Annotated in this window: 13 protein-coding genes; 8 read left to right on the forward strand and 5 right to left on the reverse strand. The window is 44.4% G+C overall.

Annotated features, from left to right (window positions below; all coding sequences use genetic code 11):
- Positions 1 to 14 precede the first annotated feature (14 nt).
- Entirely contained in the window at positions 15 to 941 is a 927-nt protein-coding gene (locus EHO60_RS05490; protein WP_135767151.1) for a branched-chain amino acid transaminase, read from the reverse strand.
- A 114-nt stretch (positions 942 to 1,055) separates the two neighbouring features.
- On the opposite strand from EHO60_RS05490, the gene mnmG reads away from it, so the two are divergent.
- Positions 1,056 to 2,942 (forward strand): tRNA uridine-5-carboxymethylaminomethyl(34) synthesis enzyme MnmG, encoded by a 1,887-nt coding sequence (gene mnmG / locus EHO60_RS05495; RefSeq protein ID WP_135767152.1) that lies wholly within the window; start codon positions 1,056 to 1,058, stop codon positions 2,940 to 2,942.
- Between the two features lie 236 nt (positions 2,943 to 3,178).
- Here mnmG and EHO60_RS05500 read toward each other — a convergent pair whose 3' ends face one another.
- Entirely contained in the window at positions 3,179 to 3,916 is a 738-nt protein-coding gene (locus EHO60_RS05500; RefSeq protein ID WP_135767153.1) for a hypothetical protein, read from the reverse strand.
- A gap of 225 nt (positions 3,917 to 4,141) precedes the next feature.
- Between EHO60_RS05500 and EHO60_RS05505 the strand changes: the two genes are divergently transcribed.
- Genes EHO60_RS05505 through EHO60_RS05520 form a run of 4 tightly spaced genes read left to right on the forward strand, consistent with a single transcriptional unit; the run spans position 4,142 to position 8,009 of the window.
- A complete protein-coding gene (locus tag EHO60_RS05505) occupies positions 4,142 to 5,611 on the forward strand; it encodes a M20/M25/M40 family metallo-hydrolase (RefSeq protein WP_135767154.1) in 1,470 nt (489 codons plus the stop codon).
- Positions 5,612 to 5,614: 3 nt separating this feature from the next.
- Positions 5,615 to 6,391: an RsmG family class I SAM-dependent methyltransferase gene (locus EHO60_RS05510; protein ID WP_246028150.1), complete on the forward strand. Its 777-nt coding sequence runs from the start codon at positions 5,615 to 5,617 to the stop codon at positions 6,389 to 6,391.
- Entirely contained in the window at positions 6,369 to 7,130 is a 762-nt protein-coding gene (locus EHO60_RS05515; protein ID WP_135767155.1) for a ParA family protein, read from the forward strand. The genes EHO60_RS05510 and EHO60_RS05515 overlap by 23 nt, the downstream gene beginning before the upstream one ends.
- A 3-nt stretch (positions 7,131 to 7,133) precedes the next feature.
- The gene (locus EHO60_RS05520; protein WP_135767156.1) at positions 7,134 to 8,009 is read left to right on the forward strand and encodes a ParB/RepB/Spo0J family partition protein; all 876 of its coding nucleotides are present in this window, start codon (positions 7,134 to 7,136) and stop codon (positions 8,007 to 8,009) included.
- 196 nt (positions 8,010 to 8,205) lie between these two features.
- Here the strand turns inward: EHO60_RS05520 and EHO60_RS05525 are convergent, their stop codons facing one another.
- The 3 genes from EHO60_RS05525 to EHO60_RS05535 are packed head-to-tail and all read right to left on the reverse strand — an operon-like array spanning position 8,206 to position 10,042.
- Positions 8,206 to 8,703, reverse strand: coding sequence for a YaaR family protein (locus tag EHO60_RS05525; protein WP_135767157.1), 498 nt, complete (start codon positions 8,701 to 8,703; stop codon positions 8,206 to 8,208).
- Positions 8,700 to 9,047 (reverse strand): bactofilin family protein, encoded by a 348-nt coding sequence (locus tag EHO60_RS05530; protein ID WP_135767158.1) that lies wholly within the window; start codon positions 9,045 to 9,047, stop codon positions 8,700 to 8,702. The genes EHO60_RS05525 and EHO60_RS05530 overlap by 4 nt, the downstream gene beginning before the upstream one ends.
- Complete coding sequence (locus EHO60_RS05535) at positions 9,047 to 10,042, reverse strand: M23 family metallopeptidase (RefSeq protein ID WP_135767159.1); 996 nt, start codon at positions 10,040 to 10,042, stop codon at positions 9,047 to 9,049. Before EHO60_RS05535 ends, EHO60_RS05530 begins: the two co-directional genes overlap by 1 nt.
- Positions 10,043 to 10,161: 119 nt before the next feature.
- Here EHO60_RS05535 and EHO60_RS05540 point away from each other — a divergent pair, with 119 nt between their 5' ends.
- From EHO60_RS05540 to EHO60_RS05550, 3 genes are read left to right on the forward strand one after another with little or no spacing between them, the layout of a single operon-like run.
- Entirely contained in the window at positions 10,162 to 10,968 is an 807-nt protein-coding gene (locus EHO60_RS05540) for a TatD family hydrolase (protein WP_135767160.1), read from the forward strand.
- Complete coding sequence (serS, locus tag EHO60_RS05545; protein ID WP_135767161.1) at positions 10,961 to 12,214, forward strand: serine--tRNA ligase; 1,254 nt, start codon at positions 10,961 to 10,963, stop codon at positions 12,212 to 12,214. Before EHO60_RS05540 ends, serS begins: the two co-directional genes overlap by 8 nt.
- Before the next feature lie 50 nt (positions 12,215 to 12,264).
- A complete protein-coding gene (locus EHO60_RS05550) occupies positions 12,265 to 13,554 on the forward strand; it encodes an OmpA family protein (RefSeq protein WP_135767162.1) in 1,290 nt (429 codons plus the stop codon).
- The last annotated feature ends 24 nt before the right edge of the window (positions 13,555 to 13,578 follow it).

Here is a 13,578-nt window from a genome sequence, read left to right on the forward strand (position 1 = left end):
TCTAGATTGGAACGCTATGCGTAAACGGGAGTCAACCAGTGTTTGTAATCGGGAATCTTTCCTTTTACTAGGTCGAAAAAAGTGGTTTGGAGTTTTTGAGTGATCGGGCCCATTTTTCCGGATCCAACCGTTCGCCGATCTACCTGACTTACCCAAGCAATTTGGACACCCGTGCCGGAAAAAAATATTTCGTCCGCAATATAGAGTTCACTTCTTGTGATGTCCCGCTCTATGATTTCGTATCCCAGATCTTTTGCGATCTGAAGGACGGATCTTCTCGTGATTCCTTCTAAAAGAGAAGAAGATAAGGAAGGTGTCAGGATTTTTCCTTCTCTGACTAAAAAGATATTTTCGGCCGAGCCTTCGCTCACGAAACCTCTTCCGTCCAAAAAGATCGCCTCGTCGTATCCGTTTTGTACCGCCTCCGATTTCGCGAGCGCGGAGTTAACGTAGCCTCCGGAAACTTTGGAAAGAGTCGGGATGACGGTATCATCGAATCTTCTCCAGCTTGAAACCATAGTGGTAAGTCCTTTTTTCGTATCCAGATAGTCGTCCAACTCCAAAATATAAATCGCAATTTCCGTGGGCACATCATGGAAGCGAGGAGATAGTTGTAGCGCGGAAGTGTAAACGAAAGGTCGCAGGTATACGTTCCTTTTATATCCGGATTGCTTCAGCAAGTCCAGAGTGATGTCGCGCAGTTGCTCCGGGGTCTTGTCGCATTTCAACTGCATGATTCTTGTGGAATTCACGAGCCTTCGATAATGATCTAACAATCTAAAAACATAGATATCGTCCGAAGTTTCGTCGTAGTAACCTCTGATTCCTCCGAAAACCGTAGTTCCGTATTGGAGAGCATGGGTTTTAATATTAATGTTAGCTTCGTTTTCGGGGACGATTTTCCCCTCGAAATAAGAGAGTTTCTTGATGGATTCGGGCATGTACAAGGAACCTGAAAGGAGATTAATGATTACATGATTCTTTTCCCCGGTTTAGCTGTCGACTAATCCACCGGTAACGTGGGTAGGACTCGGGGAATGAGTCTAAAAGGATATATGAAAACTTCCTTCTTTCCGAATCTGTTCGATTGCATCGTCGTTGGGGCGGGTCATGCAGGGGCCGAAGCGGCCTATGTCGCATCGCGAGGAGGCGCCAAGACTTTACTTATCACCATGAACTTGGACACGATCGGACAAATGTCCTGCAACCCGGCGATCGGTGGAATTGCCAAAGGACATATGGTTCGGGAAGTCGATGCCCTAGGCGGACTCATGGGTAAGGTCATAGATGCGACCGGAATACAATTCAAAATGCTGAATACTTCTAAAGGTCCGAGTGTGTGGGCGCCGCGTGCCCAGGCGGAAAAGAAGGAATACCAACTCAAGGTGAAGCACACTCTGGAATCTATCCGCAATCTTTCCATTCGGCAAGACACTGTGGAAGACTTGCTCATCGAGGACGATCGTATCCAAGGAGTAAGAACCGGCAGAGGCTTCGAGATTTATTCGAATCACATTATTCTTACTACGGGCACGTTTCTTTCCTCGATCGTTCATATAGGAACGTATCAAAAAGAAAATGGGCGGTTCGGCGAGCCGACCGTCAAAGGTCTCTCCCTCTCTCTAGCTAAGTATGAGTTGAAATTAGGAAGATTGAAAACGGGAACTCCTCCAAGGATCCATATGAACTCGGTGGATCTCTCCCCGATGACCGTGCAAGAAGGGGACTCCGATCCTTCTCCTTTTTCTTTTAGCACGGATAAGATTACGAGAAGACAAATTCCCTGTTATATCACTTATACCAACGAGCATACACACAGACTGATCGGCGAAAATATCCACCTATCTCCGATGTATTCAGGCCAGATAAAATCTACCGGCCCTCGTTACTGTCCTTCCATCGAAGACAAGATCGTTCGATTTGCGGATCGAGAAAGGCATCAGGTTTTTCTGGAACCCGAAGGGTACGATACTCAAGAAGTCTATCTCAACGGAGTGTCTACTAGTTTGCCGGAAGAAGTCCAATGGAAGTTAGTCCGTTCGATTGCAGGCTTGGAAGAAGCGGAAATTCTTCGTCCGGGGTACGCGATCGAGTATGATTATGTGGATCCGACGGAACTAAAGCCTACTCTTGAAACCAAAAAGATCCGCGGATTGTATCATGCAGGTCAGATCAACGGCACGACCGGTTACGAAGAAGCGGCAGCCCAAGGCTTAGTTGCGGCTTACAGTGTGCTCGCTTCTTTACGAGGCGAGGATCCGATTTTGTTTTCTAGAAACGAATCTTATATCGGAGTTTTGGTCGATGACTTAGTACACAAGGGAGTAGAAGATCCATATAGGATGTTCACTTCCAGAGCGGAACATAGGCTGCTACTTAGACAAGACAATGCCGATCAAAGATTGATGCAATATGCGTTTAGAATGGGACTAGTCGATGAAGGAACGTACGGGAAGATGCGTGAGAAATATTCGCGCATTCATGAAACGAAGGGAAAAATACAATCCATACCTTTGAAGCCGACTCCGCAATTCGAATCTTTATTGCAGCGGAAGTCGATCCAGGGGTTCAAGTATGGATCTAAATTGGACTCTTTTTTAAAACGTCCCGAGATAGTTTTCGAAGATATCTCCTTTATGGTTCCTGATTCCGAATTTCTCTCTGCCCAAGACAAGAAGGTGATAGAGATGGAAGTAAAATACGAGGGTTATATCAAACGGGAACAGGAAACGATCGAATGGAAGAATCGGTTTATGAAAATCGCGATCCCGGAAGATATCGAATACGAGCAAGTTCCGGGAATCAAAAAAGAAGCGATTCAAAAACTCAGTAAGCACCGTCCTTTAAATCTTGAAAAGGCCTCTCAGATTTCCGGTGTCGATCCGAGCGATATCGATATGTTGCTTTTTTACATTAAGGGAAAAAGACCGAATCCTGTTTAAAAGTCCGACAGGAAATCTTTCACTAAGCTCGACTGGCACTTCTATAGGTTTTGTCGACCTTTTGTTTCACGTGGAACGATAGGATTTGGATCTGGAAATCCAGGACAAAACGTTTCACATGAAACGAAGCACAGGGAACTCATTCTTTCAGTTGCAGTTATGAAAATAAAACGCCCACGATGAATGCGCGGGCGAGTTGATTGGAATAAAATCCGGATCGTAAGTCTTAAAAAAGATCAGCGATACATCAGCTCGTGTGTTTTTTCGAGGGCCCATTTGTCTCCTTGCTTAACCAGAAACGTGAATTGCTGTAGACGATTTTTGTCGTCCCAGACCATCCTATTCAAGCGCTCCAAGTTTCCTTGAACGTTCATGCGACTTACGAGCTTTCCTCGGGAATCGAAAGTGAGAACCGTCGATGCTACTTGTTGCTTATCTTCATTGTATATATTTTGCTGATAAAGTCCCGGTTTGTTCGTGTCTTTAACCACGGAAAAACGTTCGATTTCCTTGGAGTCGGCCCAGTCGGTTTGTCCGTCTTTTACGAGTCCGTTTTCCCCCCAAGATAGGATCGTGCATTTTAATATTAATTTGGAGTTTTGATCGAAGAGTTCCACGGAAGAAAGAACTCCGCTTTTATCATAGAGGAAGGTTTTCGTTTCTACGTTCTTTCCGTCTTTGTCGAAGAGTTCCTCTTTTTGAATTTTCTTATCCTTGTAGGTAAATTTGGTGAATCCATCCGACTTACCTTCTTGAGTAATATAATCTTCACGAAGTAATTTGCCGGACTCGTCGTACGAATATCTCGCCGTATAAATGATTTTGCCTTCGGCATTCTTGACGACTTCTTGGGCGGGACCCCCTTTCTCAGAACCGATGACGAAGCGATCCGTGTGAGACCATTTTCCCGGGGTAAAGGAGTACAGGGATGAAGCAAATAACAGCGTGATGAAACAAATTCCGGAGCGGAGCATGAATATTATCCTCTAGTTAGACCATCGGCTTTTCCCCAAAAAGGTTGAGACGGTTTTGAAGTCATAAAATCCTTCGTTGCGACGAAACCCGAATTGTCCTTGCCGATGCGCATGATCGGGCTAACTTTCGTCGCGAACTTTAAAGCTTTCCTTCGTTTTAGACGGACTGCAAGACTGAAAACAAAAAGCGTAAGATCTCCCAACAATCATTAAAGGAAAGTTACTATGTCCCTAAGAAAAATCGGGTTCGGGATTCTCGGCTCACTGGGAATTTTTCTCTTATATACCATTTTGATCACGGAACGAGGCACTCATCCGGTTCCTCCTAGAGCGCCGGAAGTTCCGAACATAGATTACGGGGCATTAAGTGAGCAAGCCGCAAAAGATCTTCAATCCTATATACGTATTGCGACCGTAAGGGGTAGAGAAAAGGAAGGAGCCCTTTTTTTGAAATCAATCTTGGATAAGCGAGGCATTGCGTCCCGAGTCATCGAATTTCCGGGCAAGGCGGACCGAGCCTCTTTGGTTGCCGAGATCAAAGGCAAAGACCGAACAAAGGGCGGTCTGATTCTCACGAACCATATCGATGTGGTCGAAGCAGATCCGAAGGAATGGACGGAACCTCCGTTTGCAGGAATAAGAAACGGGGAAAGGATTTATGGCCGTGGAGCGGTGGACGTAAAAGGTCTAGGAATCATGCAATTGTATGCGTTTTTCCTAGTGCATGAAAAGAAAATTCCCTTAACCAACAATTTGATGTTCTTAGCTCTAGCGGATGAAGAAAGCAGGTCTTTACACGGAGCGAGATTTCTTATTAAGGAACATAGAGAACTGTTCAACGGATATGAATACGTATTGAACGAAGGAGGTACCGGGACACGGGATATTGCAATCAAAGGATCTAAGATATTCAATATTCAACACGCCGAAAAGGGAGCCGTGTGGTTGGACTTAAAAACGAAGGCGGATCCCGGACACGGTAGTACTCCCCCGTTGAAGTATGCAGCGAAATCGATGGTGGATTTTTTGGAAGAACTACAAAAGCTAGGGGATAAAACTATGATTGGAGAAGAGGCGGCGGCCTTCTTCTTTTCTATTGGAGACTTAAGCCCGTTTCCGAATTCATTTGTTCTCAAGCGATCCAGAAATCCGCTCTTATTTTTAATCCTAAAAGGAGTGATTCAGTCCAACAGACATTTACGCGCGATGACTAGGAACACGGTAAGTATCACCGGCATCGATAGTCATCAAGCGGGAATAAATGTGATCACATCGGAAACTACGGGTTCCGTAGATATCAGAATTCTTCCGGGACAGGATGAGAAAAAAATCTTTCAAGAGATTAAAACCTTAGGGGAAAAATACAACGTAGAAGTGAGCGCTAGACATCTGGAACCCGGCACGATTTCGCCGATGGACAGTCCGTTGTTTCGGATACTTGCGGGAGTAGCGATGTCCGTCGAACCTGGTTCGGTCACGGCTCCGTTTTTATCTCCGGGTACTACGGATAGTTCTTACATGAGAGCGATCGGTTTGAAATGTTACGGTCTGATTCCCGCCTTACTTACATCGGATGAAATCGACGGAATACACGGCAAGAATGAAAGTATGACTGTTACACAACTCAAGACAGGGATCCAAATCCTTTTTAGGACGGTAGTCGAATACAATTACGTTGCAAAGGAGAAACATTGATTCGTGGAATACTCTGAGAATTTTTCCCATGACGCTTCCGGGATATGCTCGGCGATCCGTTATAGATTCCCGAGCGAGAGCGGGGAAATATTAGATCTGTTCGATTGGGATTTGGTGGCTAGGTTTATCGCATTTTTAGAGGAAAAAAACGAAATCGGAGGCTTCTTTTCCAAAAGAGACGCGGACGAAATTCTAGATCGTCATGTGTTGGAATCGGTTTATCATATTTATGCGATACGAAAGGAACTTGGTTCGCTTAACAAAATGAAGGTGGGAGATGCCGGAACCGGTCCCGGGTTACCCGGCTTTTTTTTCCGATGCCTCATTCAAAAAGAAAGACCCGTATTGGTGCTTTTGGACTCGCAGCGTAGAAAGTTGGCTTTGACCGAAAACTTCTTAAAGGAACAGAACATCGATGGGGTAGAGTGCGTTTTCGCAAGGGCGGAGGAGGGTAAAAGCGACTGGGATTTGGCAGTTTCCCGAGGGTTTATTCCCTTTCCTTGGAGCGCCGAAGTCTTGAGCAAATGGGTAAAGAAGAGCGGGACTTATGTCCCATTCTTAGGGAAAGACGAATTTGATAAGAATCTTATAAAGAGAATTTTAGAACCCACCGGTTTTCAACTCACGAAAACGATAGAACTCCCCTCTCTTCGATTTTTAGGGATGCGACATATTAAATTCTTGAAAAAGGTAGAATCGACAAGGCAAGGTATCCCTAGAGCTTGGAAAATCCTGGTAAAGGAGAGTAAGGTGGAACATGGGAAAGATCGTATCGATTAGTAACCAAAAAGGAGGAGTAGGAAAAACTACCACATCGATCAATCTCGCCGCAAATTTGGCGGCCATCGGAAAGAAGGTTTTGATCGTCGATTTCGATCCGCAAGGAAACTCAGGTTCGGGTCTAGGTCTTGAAATCAATACCATTCCCAAGACTTCCTACGAATTACTCATCGGAGAATGTTCCGCCAACGAGTGTATCCATAAAACGGAAATAGAGAACCTGCATATCGTTCCTTCCAACATCAATCTTTCCGGAGCGGAGGCAGACCTTCTCGCGGAAGAAAACCGGGAATATCGGCTCAAAAATGCGATCGGGTCCTTGAGAACCGAATTCGATTATATACTGATCGATTGTCCTCCCTCATTAGGAGTACTGACGATCAATGCATTGTCTGCCGCCGACAGTGTGATGATCACCTTACAAACGGAGTATTTCGCTTTGGAAGGACTGACCCAGTTGATGAAGATTATTTCTTTGGTTCAGGGGAAATTGAATCCTTCTTTGGAATTGGAAGGAGTACTTCTGACCATGTATGACAAACGGACGAATCTCGCCCAACAAGTAGCGGAAGACGTTAAGGCATATTTTAAGGATAAAGTTTATACCACAGTCATACCTCGGAATATCAAACTGTCCGAAGCTCCTTCTTTCGGAAAATCCATCTTATCTTACGATCCGGAAGGAGTCGGTGCCCAAAGTTATCGCAATCTCGCATTGGAAGTCGCGGGGAAAAACTAATCCATGAGTGCAAAACCGAAAGCTCTAGGTAGAGGACTAGGAAACCTAATCCCGGTCGCGGAGGAAAAATCCTTCCGCGAAGCAGGCGGAGAAGGAGCTCTCAGAGAAATTCGACTTTCGGAAATTCGTCCGAATCCGGACCAACCACGTAGAACTTTCACCGAAGAATCCTTAAAGGAATTGTCCGAGACGATCAAAGCTCACGGAGTAATCCAACCGATCGTGGTAAAGGATACGGGTTCCGGTTACGAGATCATCTCGGGTGAAAGAAGGTATAGAGCCTGCAAACTTGCGGGGTTTATGAAAATTCCGGCGATCGTAAAGAAAGCTAGTGAAAACCAGGCTTTAGAGATGGCCCTGATCGAGAATATCCAGAGAGAAAATCTGAATCCGATTGAAGAAGCCCTGGCTTATAAAACTTTATGCGATCGACTTGGATTAAAAATAACCGATGTCGCGACACGGGTGGGAAAGAATCGAGCCACGGTGTCGAATCTGATCCGTCTACTTCAACTTCCTGATTCCGTAATGGATCTGGTAAAGAATGGTAGAATTTCGGAAGGCCATGCTCGCCCTTTACTAGGCATCGCTGATAGAAAGAAAACGGAACAGTTAGCGTATCAGATCGCCGAAAAAGGACTCACAGTCCGGCAAGTAGAAGAAATCGTTTCCCACTTAACGGATGAAGCTCCCGTAAAAGAAAAAAAGAAAACGAAGAGAAAGGAAGTAGATATCGTGGAATTGGAAAACAAGTTTCGAAAGAAATATTCCATGAAAGTGGACATTGCCCACAACTCTTCTTCCGGAAAAGGAAAGTTGTCCATTGCGTACCCTAATCTGGAAGCTTTACAAAAAGTTTTGGATGCCTTGGGTTTGTGATGGCCCAAGTCTTTTTCCGATTTTCATTATGCCGTTCGTGTTCGGTATTCTAATGGAATTTACAAATCCATAGAAAGGGTGACAACAGTTCGATTTGTAAAGGTGAACTGACTTAGGCCTTTCTTCATTTGGAATCGCGCAGTTCTTCTAAACTTCCGGAAATCTTTGGAAGATGAAAATCAGCTTCGTTTTGCTTTTAACTGGTCAAATCGACTAGAAGTCCGCGGATATTCTCCATTCTCTTCATCAAGTCGAAGGTGGAATTTTCCGGATGAATGATAAAGTCGGCGAGAGTCTGCACCTTTTCGTCGATGATCGTGACGATTTGATACATCTTTTCGGAACCACCCTTTGCCCTGGAACGCAGGGTTTCCACCTTTGCATTACGGTCCATAACTTCTCTGAGTATGGACTGTACGATCCTTTTATAAACGTTCAGATTCTCGTAGCTAGGAGATTTTAAAAAATTGCGTTCCGCGTCCGGAAGATCCCTAAGAAGGGAATTTAAATCCCGAGTTTTTTCCTGACTGTAAGGGAGTAGATTTTCCACCAACTCGAAGAACTGAGATTTGGAGTCGGGTATCTGAGATTCGGGCACAGCAGCCGGGACCGGACTGTACAAGCTTGAAGAGAGAGAGAGACCGAAGTCTCGTTTGCGTCTGTGGTTTCTATTCGGTTCCGGAGTTACTTTCAACTTGCAATCGGGTTGATCTTACAGTTTCCCTCGAATTGCACACCTTCTTCCATTACGACCTTCGGCGTTATAATATCGCCTTTCATCCTACAACTGGCCAAAAGAGTGACTCGTTCGGTAGCAAAGATATTCCCATTAATCTCGCCTCCGGCAACGACAATCCGAGCTCTGATATCCGTATCGACGATTCCCGACTTTCCGATTAGGACTTTTCCGTCGGTTTTGATCGTTCCGCGAAAAATACCGTCGATTCTCAAAAGACCGGAGAGCTTGAATTCTCCATTGAACTCGGCACCTTCGCCGATGATACTATTTACCGCTAGTTGCTCTTCCGTATGGGCCATTAGTCTTGGATTTGATTTAAGAATGCGAAAGGATTGATCGCTCTTGTACCGACATGGATTTCGTAATGGAGACTGTATTGCGGACTATTTTCCGATTTCCCTACGAATCCGATCACTTCGCTTTTGGATACTTGCTGGTTTTGTTTTACCTTAATGCGGTCTAGATTGGAATATATGGTCTTCCAACCGAATTTATGACCTACCTTGACGAAGTAACCGGTATGTCTCGTATATCCGATTTCATAAACGGTTCCCGGAGCGGTCACGACGACTTCGGATCCAGGAAAGGCGCCGATATCGATTCCATTATTGGTTTCTTTACGAGCAGTCACTGGATTCAGATATTCTCCGTAAGGATAGAGAACGTACCCGCGCACCGGCCAGATGGACGGAGTCTGACGAATCACGTTTTTTCTTTTTTTTAATATACTGATGATTTCATGGGTAAGCTCGTTGGCTACTTTCAGGTTGTGTACGTCTTCTTTTAGGCGAAACACTTCGGTACCGGGTGGAAGAGGCTTTCCATCTTTGGATAGGTTTTGAGAAGAGAGCTTTTCCGCACCACCGATACCTTTGGCTACTTTGGAGGAATCTCCCGTTAAACGACCATAGAGGGCGCCGACGTGGTTGTGGTAATAGTCCACATGTTCGTGAAGGCTATTGATCTCTTCCTTCATTTTTGCGGACTGTCTGATAAAGTCCTGATTGGAAAGGTTCAGTTCTGTCAATTGATGAATGGATCCTGAATGGCTTAAAACGTTAACCGAACTGATGAGGAGCAGGACTAGAATCGTACCGATAAAGATCGTAATCGCCCGGTAGGAAATATGGAAATTGATGGTCTTTTGTTCGGAATGAGGAATGACCATCACAGTAAGACGTTCTTTCCCTTTTTTATTCCAGTTCGCGACTTTCACGTCGAACTTCAATCTGAGATCCTGGTATTTATAACGAAGCCGATAATAAATGAGAGCGAAATATGATTTTAAGTTCACGGTTTATGTCCCAAATCCATCGGACTCCTGCCGGACGGCATATGCTGTAAGGATTCTTAAAAATTCTCTTTTCAGTCAATCTAAATCACGAAAACTGTTCCTTAAAAGCCGTTTTCAGCATGTATTCCATCATAGATACTCATTGTCATTTGGATATAATCGAAGAACAAGGGTTAACGATCGAACAAAGCCTAAGAAATGCAAAGGAATCCGGTATCAAGAAAATCGTCCAGATCGGGATTGATCTTGAGAGTTCGGTTAAGGCAAAAGGATTATCGCAAAAATATTCCGAGCAGGACTTGGAGATTTTCTATTCGATCGGTTGTCATCCGACCGAATCACACGAATTTCCGAAAAAAGAGGAAATCCTTTCCTTTGTGAAGGAAAACATTTCCGATTCTCGACTTTGTGCGATAGGCGAGATCGGATTGGACTACTACCACGATGCTTCAAAAAAAGCGGAACAAGCCGACATTCTTCATTCTTTTTTGAATGCTTCCGGAGAATACAAACTTCCGGTAGTCATCCATTCGCGAGACGCAGGTGAAGATACGGTATCGATTTTGAAAGAGCATCGTGATCATGCTTTCGGAGTCATCCATTGTTTCACATACGATTATTCGATCGCAAAAAGATTAGTGGATTTGGGTTATTATATTTCCTTTTCCGGAATCTTAACCTTTAAAAACGCGAGAGACATTCAGGAAGCGGCCGAAAAACTTCCTTTGGAATGTATGTTGATCGAAACCGATGCTCCGTTTTTAGCTCCCCCACCCTTTCGAGGAAAACGCAACGAACCTGCATACACTAAATTCGTTTTGGAAAAGATGTTTTCGCTTAGAAAGGAACCGAATGCCGAAGTAGAGCGATCGCTTTTTTTAAATTCGGAAAAATTTATACAAAGGAAACCGTTCCATCATGCTTGATCTCCGCTTCATTACCGAAAATACCGAATCTTTAAAAGCGAACCTGGATCTAAGAGGCTTCAAAGACCTAGGTCTTCTGGATGAACTTACCAAGATAGTTCATAAAAAGAAGGAATTACAGAAAGAAGTCGAAGCCTTCCGGGAAGAGCGAAATAGGGCTAGCAAAGAAATCGGGAAGGTCAAGCAATCCGGAGGGGATATCGCCGTAGCTTCCGCTGCGGTAAAAGAAATCGGAGATAAAATCAAAGGATTGGAATCCGATCTCGAAGTTCAGGAAAAACTGCTCAACGAAATAAATTTAGGTCTTCCTAATATATTGGATTCCGAAGTTCCTAAAGGTAAAAATGAGACGGAAAACAAGATCCTGTACGAAGTCGGCAAAACCAGAAATTATCCTTTCGACCCGAAGGCTCACTACGAACTCGGTGAAAATTTGAAATGGATCGATTTCGAAAAAGGCGTAAAACTCGCCGGAGCTAGAGCCTACACTTATTTCGGTTTCGGGGCTAAATTGGAAAGAGCGTTAGCGAATTTTATGCTGGAAACGCATACTCAGGAACACGGCTATACGGAAGTCTGGGTTCCCGTGATGGTGTCGGACGAATGCATGTTAACGACCGGCCAATATCCCAAATTCAAAGAGGAATATTATCGTCTAGAAAAAGACGACCTCAACTTGATTCCGACTGCGGAAGTTCCTCTGACGAATTTGTATAGGGACGAGATCATTCTGGAAGACCAATTGCCGATTTCGGTTACCGCTCATACATCCTGCTTCAGAAGAGAGGCCGGTTCTTACGGCAAAGACACCCGCGGTCTTGTGCGGGTGCATCAATTCCAAAAAGTGGAACTCGTCAAATTCGTGAAGCCGGAAGAATCGGAAGAAGAGCATAAAAAAATGCTCTCTCATGCCGAGAACATTCTGAAAAAACTAGGCCTTCGTTATCGGGTAGTATTGCTCTGTAGCGGAGATATTTCGGCGGCTTCTTCCAAGACTTACGATTTGGAAGTCTGGATGCCGGGGTTGAATCGATGGATGGAAATTTCTTCCGTATCGAATTTTAAGGATTTTCAGGCTCGCAGAGGAAAAATTCGTTATAAGTCTAAAGACGGTAAAAACCAGCTGATCCATACCTTAAACGGTTCCGGCCTTGCAATCGGAAGGACTATGGCCGCAGTTTTGGAAACGTACCAAAAAGAAGACGGCTCTATCGATTTTCCCGATTGTTTGAAAAAGTACCTTTAATTTTATCAAAAAAAGTTCAGGTTTTTCTATAAAAGGAGGATAGTACGAATATGCGTCCTCCATCTCGGTCTGCCCACTTCCCGGAGTCCCGTTTAAAAAAGAATCTCGGAATTCTAGTTATCACGATTCTTTCCGCGTATATGGCCGATCTTTTTCCGGACCAGGCGAACGGGTCCTCCGAAGTTAGGAAGTTAGAGGGGGGAATTAATACTTCGTTAAACGAATTCGGGATTAGTCTATCCGACGACGGAAATACTTTATATTATTATTCCAAGAGAAACAACTCGAATTATACGGATCTTTACAAATCCGTTCGCGACGGAGAGATCTGGCCTCAAGGAAAGGAATTGTCGGAAATTAATTCCCAGTTCGACGACCAGAGTCCTTTCGTATTGAATAAGGAGGAAGGTATCTTATTTTCCTCGAATCGAGACGGAAGTATCGAATTCTCTCTTCCGAACGGAAGAATAGGAGTTTCTAGGGATTTGTATTTCTCTAAAAAGGGAGAAGGTCGTTGGCTCAAGCCGATCGCTTTGCCGAAGACCGTAAACACGCCGGAGATAGAGGAAAATCCGTTTCTTTATGATAATAAACTCTACTTTACCCGTTATCCGTTCGGAAACGTGACCGAATCGGATATCTTTATTTCTGAATATTCTAATAAAACTTGGAATACCGCCTATCGACTTCCCGCACCGATCAATACCGACTTTGCGGAAATTGCAGCGACGATAGGGCGCGATGGAAAAACGATTTACTTTTCCTCCAATCGTCCCGGCGGCTTTGGAGGCTTGGACATCTACAGGTCGCATAGGTTGGAGGACGGAAGTTACTCGGAACCTACGAACCTAGGACCCCAGATCAATTCCAAAGGGGATGAGGCTTTTTACATTGAGACACCGGATGGCAAGAACGCTTATTTTTGCAGAAGGATGGATTCCTCCAATTATGACATTTACGAATTCAAGGCTTCGGTTAACTGGGAAGATTTAAAGACAGGCAAAAAAATCTCTTTGGAATCGATTCATTTCGACAGTGCTTCCTACGAATTGGAGTCCGATTCCTTACCTGTATTGGACGAGTTAGCGGATTTTTTACACAAAAACGGGAATGTGAGGCTGAAAATCTCGGGCCATACCGATCTGCACGGAGACCCTAAAGATAACCTCGTGTTAAGTCGAAAGAGAGCAGAATCCGTTTTGAAATATCTTCTCAAAAAAGGTCTATCGGAAGACCGTTTTTCCGTGGAAGGACTGGGAAGTTCTGCGCCGATTTTTCCGGAAAAGAATCCGGAAACCGATCGGAGAAACAGACGTACGGAATTCCAATTAATCGAATAGCTCCCGTAAAGTTCGGATTATCGG

Origin of the sequence: Leptospira fletcheri, from assembly GCF_004769195.1 — a bacterium.
Taxonomy (GTDB): Bacteria; Spirochaetota; Leptospiria; order Leptospirales; family Leptospiraceae; genus Leptospira_B; species Leptospira_B fletcheri.

What these genes read in the sequence shown, in the direction of transcription:
- mnmG (WP_135767152.1), top strand. Translation starts at nt 1,056, where the DNA reads ATGAAAACTTCCTTCTTTCCGAATCTGTTCGATTGCATCGTCGTTGGG.
- EHO60_RS05500 (WP_135767153.1), bottom strand. Translation starts at nt 3,916, where the DNA reads ATGCTCCGCTCCGGAATTTGTTTCATCACGCTGTTATTTGCTTCATCC.
- EHO60_RS05540 (WP_135767160.1), top strand. Translation starts at nt 10,162, where the DNA reads ATGTATTCCATCATAGATACTCATTGTCATTTGGATATAATCGAAGAA.
- EHO60_RS05505 (WP_135767154.1), top strand. Translation starts at nt 4,142, where the DNA reads ATGTCCCTAAGAAAAATCGGGTTCGGGATTCTCGGCTCACTGGGAATT.
- EHO60_RS05515 (WP_135767155.1), top strand. Translation starts at nt 6,369, where the DNA reads ATGGGAAAGATCGTATCGATTAGTAACCAAAAAGGAGGAGTAGGAAAA.
- EHO60_RS05520 (WP_135767156.1), top strand. Translation starts at nt 7,134, where the DNA reads ATGAGTGCAAAACCGAAAGCTCTAGGTAGAGGACTAGGAAACCTAATC.
- EHO60_RS05490 (WP_135767151.1), bottom strand. Translation starts at nt 941, where the DNA reads ATGCCCGAATCCATCAAGAAACTCTCTTATTTCGAGGGGAAAATCGTC.
- serS (WP_135767161.1), top strand. Translation starts at nt 10,961, where the DNA reads ATGCTTGATCTCCGCTTCATTACCGAAAATACCGAATCTTTAAAAGCG.
- EHO60_RS05530 (WP_135767158.1), bottom strand. Translation starts at nt 9,047, where the DNA reads ATGGCCCATACGGAAGAGCAACTAGCGGTAAATAGTATCATCGGCGAA.
- EHO60_RS05550 (WP_135767162.1), top strand. Translation starts at nt 12,265, where the DNA reads ATGCGTCCTCCATCTCGGTCTGCCCACTTCCCGGAGTCCCGTTTAAAA.